General features: G+C 36.3%; 7 protein-coding genes. 6 read left to right on the top strand and 1 reads right to left on the bottom strand.

All coding sequences use genetic code 11. The features are described from left to right. Positions 1 to 72 precede the first annotated feature (72 nt). Entirely contained in the window at positions 73 to 723 is a 651-nt protein-coding gene (locus tag QZ657_RS15025; protein ID WP_276472721.1) for a hypothetical protein, read from the bottom strand. A 101-nt stretch (positions 724 to 824) separates the two neighbouring features. Between QZ657_RS15025 and QZ657_RS15020 the strand changes: the two genes are divergently transcribed. The 6 genes from QZ657_RS15020 (at position 825) to QZ657_RS14995 (ending at position 6,040) form a co-directional block, all read left to right on the top strand. Further along, a complete protein-coding gene (locus QZ657_RS15020) occupies positions 825 to 2,258 on the top strand; it encodes an ATP-dependent DNA helicase (protein ID WP_291967915.1) in 1,434 nt (477 codons plus the stop codon). A gap of 62 nt (positions 2,259 to 2,320) precedes the next feature. Next, positions 2,321 to 2,890, top strand: a complete 570-nt coding sequence (locus tag QZ657_RS15015) for a DUF4126 domain-containing protein (protein WP_291963502.1) — start codon at positions 2,321 to 2,323, stop codon at positions 2,888 to 2,890. 26 nt (positions 2,891 to 2,916) lie between these two features. Continuing rightward, positions 2,917 to 3,630, top strand: a complete 714-nt coding sequence (gene kdsB, locus QZ657_RS15010) for a 3-deoxy-manno-octulosonate cytidylyltransferase (protein WP_291967921.1) — start codon at positions 2,917 to 2,919, stop codon at positions 3,628 to 3,630. After that, complete coding sequence (locus QZ657_RS15005; RefSeq protein ID WP_291967912.1) at positions 3,621 to 4,319, top strand: HAD family hydrolase; 699 nt, start codon at positions 3,621 to 3,623, stop codon at positions 4,317 to 4,319. The genes kdsB and QZ657_RS15005 overlap by 10 nt, the downstream gene beginning before the upstream one ends. A 23-nt stretch (positions 4,320 to 4,342) precedes the next feature. Further along, positions 4,343 to 5,452, top strand: a complete 1,110-nt coding sequence (locus QZ657_RS15000; RefSeq protein ID WP_291967910.1) for an iron-containing alcohol dehydrogenase family protein — start codon at positions 4,343 to 4,345, stop codon at positions 5,450 to 5,452. A 60-nt stretch (positions 5,453 to 5,512) separates the two neighbouring features. Next, positions 5,513 to 6,040: a 1-acyl-sn-glycerol-3-phosphate acyltransferase gene (locus tag QZ657_RS14995; RefSeq protein ID WP_291967908.1), complete on the top strand. Its 528-nt coding sequence runs from the start codon at positions 5,513 to 5,515 to the stop codon at positions 6,038 to 6,040. The last annotated feature ends 20 nt before the right edge of the window (positions 6,041 to 6,060 follow it).

Below are 6,060 nucleotides of genomic sequence, written 5' to 3'. Positions count from 1 at the left end.
CAAAAAGAAAGTCCATTCAAGCTAACCTGAATGGACAATTTTTTAAAATTTTTATCCGCTATGTTTAAGCTACTATTGTTTAACTTTTTTGTCATATATGGAAGGCCAGTTACCGCTTGTACTAACTTCGTCTAAAGAACCTACGTAAATTGATGGTCCATTTACTTCTTCTACACTTAATGCAGCTTTTTCACGAGATAACAAATCTTTTGGCTGATCATAAAGAACAACATCTTTGTCCACTTTTGCTTCAAAAACAGGAGCTTTGTAGCCACTCTTTTCAACAAAACCAGCTTTCATCGTAAATTTCTCACCATTTGCTGCGGTAGGTACATCCATTAAGGTTTTGTATCTGGTATCCGCTTTAAAAAGTGAATCTTTTACAGAAACTGTCCCTAAAGTATCAATGATCTTAACTTCTTTCAGCATATCTATACCGTAAGCTTTATCAAACTCCATAAAAGAAGAATCTCTTTGTTGTGTAATAACATATTTACCAGTGTCGATAAAACGAATAAGACTATTGAAGTCATTGGCGTATTTACCGTTTACGGTTTTATAAGCTTCTTGAGAGTTTTTAATATCTTTCAATTTGGCAATAACCTGCGAATAACGCTCTATTTTTACTTCTTTAAATTTGATTGGTCCAGTAATGGAGTTGTAAATAAAGTATCCTAAAGCGATACATCCAATCCAAAGTACAATTTGTATAATGGTCTTCATTTCGTATGTGTTATTTTTATTTAGTGGTCTTCACAAATCTACAATTTTTTTTTAATCGTAAAAGTTTTTAGGCTAAAAATCATCTTTATCTTTGAAGGCACATGAAACCAACAACACCCGCATCATTCTATAGTATACTAGAAAACAAATTTCCTCATACACCAACTTCCACACAATCAGTGGCTTTGCAAAAATTGGCGGAGTTTACCCTTTCAACGGTCAAAGATGAAGTTTTTTTATTAAAAGGTTACGCAGGTACTGGTAAAACTACTTTAATAGGTACTTTGGTTAATAGTTTATGGAAGGTTCAAAAGAAAGCTGTGCTTATGGCACCAACTGGTAGAGCGGCAAAAGTGATGTCAAATTATTCAAAAACACAGGCATTTACCATCCATAGAAAAATATATTTTCCAAAGAAGCAGAGCGGTGGTGGGGTGCAGTTTGTTATGGCACCTAATAAGCATAGGGACACTTTGTTCATTGTTGATGAGGCATCAATGATACCGGATACCGCTGCCGATTCTAAATTATTTGAAAACGGATCTTTATTAGATGATTTAATGATGTTCGTGTATTCTGGTCACAAATGTAAGTTGTTGTTAATAGGCGATACTGCACAATTACCTCCGGTGCATTTGGTATTGAGTCCTGCTCTGGACGGTGATAAACTTTCTTTAAATTATAGTAAAGAAGTGGTTCGTTTAGAATTAAATGAAGTAGTAAGGCAAGCTGGCGATTCAGGAATTCTGGCAAATGCTACGTTATTAAGGGAGCAGTTGCAAAGTGAATTTTTTGAAGACTTTAAATTTGATGTTGATCCGTTTACCGATATAGTAAGATTAATAGACGGTAATGAGATTCAAGAAGCCATTGATAGCTCATATTCTGAAAACGGAAAAGAAGAAACTGCATTTATCGTCCGCTCCAATAAACGGGCAAATCTTTATAATCAAAATATTAGGGAACGAATTTTATTTCTTGAAAACGATATTGCCGTAGGCGATTTTATGATGGTGGTCAAGAATAACTATTATTGGTTGAAACCAAGTTCTGAGGCTGGATTTATAGCGAACGGAGATATCATAGAGGTTCTTGAAATATATGATATTAAGGAAATTTACACTTTTAAGTTTGCGGAGGTCAAAGTTAAAATGGTCGATTATCCGAATATGGCACCATTTGAAACCGTTTTGTTACTTGATACTATTACGGCAGAATCGCCTTCATTGTCTTATGAAGATGGTAATAGGTTGTATCAAGAAGTAATGAAAGATTTTGCGCATGAAAGTTCTAAGTATAAGAAATTTTTGGGTGTAAAGAATAACAAATATTTTAATGGGTTACAGGTGAAGTTCTCTTATGCCATTACCTGTCATAAATCTCAAGGAGGGCAGTGGAATACCGTTTTTGTGGAACAACCATATTTGCCCAATGGTATAGATAAAGAATATCTGCGTTGGTTGTATACCGCGGTGACCAGGGCCAAGAGCAAGTTGTATCTTATTGGTTTTAAGGACGATTTTTTTCTTGATTAAGAAAAGGTTATTTTAGTGATTATTGATGCAGGAAAAAATGTTTAGCAAACGGTACATATAATATGACAACAGATACGGTATTAAGTATATTTTTAGGGGTAGGTCTAGCGGCATCTGTAGGTTTTAGGGTGTTTTTGCCATTGTTCGCTTTGAGCTTGGCTTCTTATTTTGGAGTATGGGAACTAAATGACAATTGGCAATGGATAGGAAGTGTTGTGGCCGTATTGACTTTGGGTGTAGCTACATTTTTAGAAATATTCGCCTATTTCATTCCTTGGTTCGATAATTTATTGGATAGTATTGCAGTGCCTTTGGCAGCAATTGCGGGTACAGCGGTAATGGTTTCAACGGTGGCGGATTTAGATCCGGTAATAACTTGGTCCTTGGCCATTATAGCTGGTGGCGGTACTGCCACTGCCATAAAAGGAGCAGGTGCAACAGGTAGGTTGGCATCTACTGCCACAACAGGCGGTTTGGCAAATCCTGTAATTACTACGGTAGAGACAGGTACTGCTGCAGTGGTATCGGTCGCGTCAATATTTGCACCTATCTTAGCGGCAGTTTTGGTCATTATCATCTTAGTTGTCATTTTTAGGATATACAGAAGCTTACGACCAAAGGCAAAAACATAAAATAAAAGTAGTTGAAGAAAATAGCAATGATACCTGCCCGTTATGCGGCATCTAGATTTCCTGCAAAATTAATGCAAGATCTAGCTGGTAAACCGGTCATTTTAAGAACATACCAAGCTGCGGTACACACCAAATTGTTTGATGAAGTTTATGTAGTTACGGACAGCGATGTAATCTATGATACTATTACTAATGCGGGCGGCTTGGCTATTATGAGTCAAAAAGAGCATGATTGTGGTAGTGATCGCATTGCGGAAGCGGTGATGCAAATGGATGTGGATATTATAGTTAATGTGCAAGGTGATGAACCATTTACAGATAGAGAGAGTTTGGAAGGTGTAATGAAGGTTTTTGAAGATGATATTCACAAAAAAATAGATTTGGCTTCTCTAATGGTCAAGATAACGGATGAAGAAGAAATAAATAATCCGAATACCGTGAAAGTTATAGTTGATAATAGAGACTTTGCATTGTATTTTTCAAGGTCGCCCATACCTTACCCAAGAGCAAAAAGTGATCAGACCATATATTATAAGCACAAAGGTATTTACGCTTTTAGAAAAAGTGCCTTAATGGATTTTCAGCGATTGCCCATGTTACAATTAGAAGCGACCGAGAAAATTGAAGCAATACGTTATTTGGAATATGGCAAGAAGATTAAAATGGTAGAAACCAATGTTCAGGGCATAGAAATTGATACTCCTGAAGACCTAAAGAAAGCCCAAGCAGCATGGAAATAGATTTTGAAGGAATAAATGTTATCGGTTTTGATGCAGATGATACCTTATGGGTAAATGAGACCTATTTTAGAGATACTGAAGATAAGTTTGCCAATTTATTGGAGAAGTATGAAACCAAGAATAAAATTGATCAAGAGCTTTTTAGAACAGAAATAAAGAATTTAGATCTATATGGATATGGCATAAAAGGCTTTATGCTATCTATGATAGAATGTGCTTTAGAACTTTCAAATAATCAGATTTCATCAAAAACTATCGGAGCGCTTTTAGAGCTGGGGAAGGAAATGATAACGCAGCCTGTAGAATTATTGGATGGGGTGGAAGATGTATTAAAAAGTTTAAAGGATAAATACCGGTTAATTGTCTTGACAAAAGGAGATCTTTTAGATCAAGAAAGAAAATTGGAACGATCAGGTTTGTCCCAATATTTTCATCATGTAGAAGTGTTGAGCGATAAAAAGGAAAAGAATTACAGTGATTTGTTAGAATATTTACAAATAAAGCCAAGCGAGTTTTTAATGATAGGAAATTCATTAAAATCTGATGTTTTGCCTTTAGTGCAAATAGGAGCGCGAGCAGTTCATGTTCCTTTTCATACAACATGGCAGCATGAAGAGGTTACAGGTGTGGTAGAGAATAAAGGATATACTACCATGAGTTCATTGGTAGATATTTTGAAGCATGTTTAATGACTATGGAGGTGAATAAAAAGATGGCGAAAGAAAATATACCCACTAAGGCTACACAAGAGTTCCGTAACTTTCCTATGGTACCCAGGGTGGTCTATGGCAAAGGAAGTTTTGATACCCTAGGTGATATTTTGATGCCAAAGAGAAAACACTCAGAAGCACCCATGATTTATTTGGTCGATGATGTTTTTGAAAACGCAGACCTTATAAATAGAATACCAAATATCTTTTGTGACCAAATTGTATTGATATCTGCCGAGGAAGAGCCAAAAACAGAACAAGTGGACGCTCTTGTAAAAATGATACGGGACAAGTATACTGAAATGCCATCAGGTATTATCGGCATCGGTGGCGGTACTTTGCTAGACTTGGCAAAAGCGGTTGCTATCATGCTTACCAACAAAGGTAGTGCATCAGATTACCAAGGATGGGATTTGGTAAATAAACAAGCTATCTATCACGTAGGTATACCAACTATAAGCGGCACAGGAGCAGAAGTCTCAAGGACAACGGTCTTAATGGGTCCCGAAAAAAAATTAGGGATAAACTCGGACTATACCACTTTTGATCAGGTCTTGTTAGATCCAGATTTAACCAAAGGAGTATCAAAAGAACAATGGTTTTATACTGGTATGGATTGTTTTATACATTGTATAGAATCGCTAAATGGAACATTTTTAAATGCCTTTAGCCAAAGTTATGGCGAGAAATCGTTAGAACTTTGTAAAGAGGTTTTTTTAGAAGAATTGGAAGAATCGGATAGTAGAGAGAAGCTAATGATGGCATCTTGGCATGGTGGTATGAGCATAGCCTATTCACAGGTGGGTGTAGCACATGCCATGAGTTATGGTCTAGGTTACGTTTTAGGTGTAAAACATGGCATAGGCAATTGTCTTGTTTTTCAATATTTAGAGGAGTTTTATCCAGAAGGAGTATTATTATTTAATAAGATGCTCAAAAAGCATGATATAGAATTGCCAAAAGGAATTTGCGCAAACCTGTCAGACGGCGAAATGGACACCATGATTACCGTTGCTATGGGTATGGAACCGCTATGGGAAAATGCCTTAGGTGAGGACTGGAAGTCCACAATTACCCCCGAAAAGCTTAAAGCTATTTATCAAAAAATATAGTTTATTTCAATTATTTATTTAGTAGTATTTCTCAATTAGGGGAATCTGCAATCATATTATATGCAACAATTAGCAAATTTTATATATTTTAAAATTTTAGGATGGAAATTGAACGGAGCCTTTCCTTCCCATCTTGATAAATTTGTGGCTATCGTAGTGCCGCATACCAGTTGGTGGGATTTCCTCTTAGGATTGTTAATTCGTGCAGTCTGGCAAGAAGAAATTAATTTTGTTGGCAAGAAGAGTTTATTCAAACCTCCTTTTGGTTGGTTTTTTCGATGGACAGGTGGTGCACCAATAGATCGTACTAAAACCAATGATACCGTAAAAGCTACAGCGGAGATATTCAGTGAACGAAAAAGGTTCAGATTAGCGCTATCGCCGGAAGGTACCAGAAAAAAAGTAGAAAAATGGAAAACAGGTTTCTACTACATTGCTAAAACCGCCAATGTACCTATTGTATTAGTAGCGTTTGACTACGGCAAAAAAGAAATAAAATTATCGGAACCTCTTATCCCAACAGAAGATAAAGAAGCCGACTTCAAAAAATATCATGCTTTCTTTGAAGGGGTAGAGGGGAAGTATTGATGAATTCATTTTTGTATTTT

Origin of the sequence: Maribacter sp., assembly GCA_020629415.1 — a bacterium.
Classification (GTDB): domain Bacteria; phylum Bacteroidota; class Bacteroidia; order Flavobacteriales; family Flavobacteriaceae; genus Maribacter; species Maribacter huludaoensis.
This window is presented reverse-complemented; position numbering and strand designations above follow the sequence as displayed.